The organism is Deinococcus sp. (genome assembly GCF_018260405.1).
Classification (GTDB): Bacteria; Deinococcota; Deinococci; order Deinococcales; family Deinococcaceae; genus Deinococcus.
This window is the reverse complement of sequence record NZ_JAGLBG010000235.1, coordinates 1-860: the sequence shown is the minus strand read 5'-3', so window position 1 is coordinate 860 and position 860 is coordinate 1. Positions and strand designations below refer to the sequence as shown.

General features: G+C 51.7%; 1 protein-coding gene. It reads left to right on the top strand.

The genetic code is table 11. The features are described from left to right. Nucleotides 1–34: 34 nt before the first annotated feature. The coding region (locus QZ269_RS13295) for an ISAs1 family transposase (protein WP_291427171.1) at nucleotides 35–860 on the top strand (826 nt) is incomplete at its 3' end.

Sequence of the window (860 nt, the reverse complement as noted above, 5' to 3'; positions counted from 1 at the left end):
CAGGGCAACCGCAAAGTCAGCTTAATGTGAATGGGTGAATGATTCCTCGTCTCAGAAGGTAGATATTCCTAGTCTTATTGCTGCTCTCGAAGCTGTTGATGATCCCCGGCAAGCCAGAGGCATTCGACACCTACTCATCGATATTCTCGTAATCAGCGTGCTGGCTGTGATCTGTGGAGCCAACACTTTTCCGCTCATTCACACGTTCGCTAAACAACGCGAATCGTGGCTCAGACGATACTTACAGCTTCCGTCAGGCATTCCGTCTCAGGATACCTTCGAGCGAGTGTTTCAAGTGGTCAAGGCAGAATCCTTCCAGAGCGCTTTTTTTGGATGGTTGCTGCAACTTCCCCGCAAACCGCTCTCCGAAGGAGAGCGAGAAGTGTTCGCCATTGACGGTAAAACCTCACGCGGCACAGCCTCTGCCGCTTTCTCTGCGCTGCATATCGTGAGTGTGTTCAGTGTGCAGCACCAACTTGTGCTTGAAGCCATCAGTGTCCCTGAAAAAGCCAATGAAATCACTGTTCTTCCCCAACTCATCGAATCTCTCGCGCCTGTGGGTGGCATTGTGACCATTGATGCGATGGGCTGCCAAAAGAATGTGGCGGCCACCATTCGGAAGTTCAAAGGCACCGATTACTTTTTGGCGTTAAAAGGTAATCACAAGAAACTCGAAGAGGACGTGAGGTGGCTCTTTCGTGATCATGATCAGCATGGTTGGGAGAAAAGCGACTATGACTACGCGGTCACAGAGGAACGCGCACATGGTCGTGAGGAGAAACGGGAGTGCTGGCTGATCCGCGACCTGAGCTTCATCGAAGGTCGTGACAAGTGGATGGATTTGAACGCGCTGGTGCGCG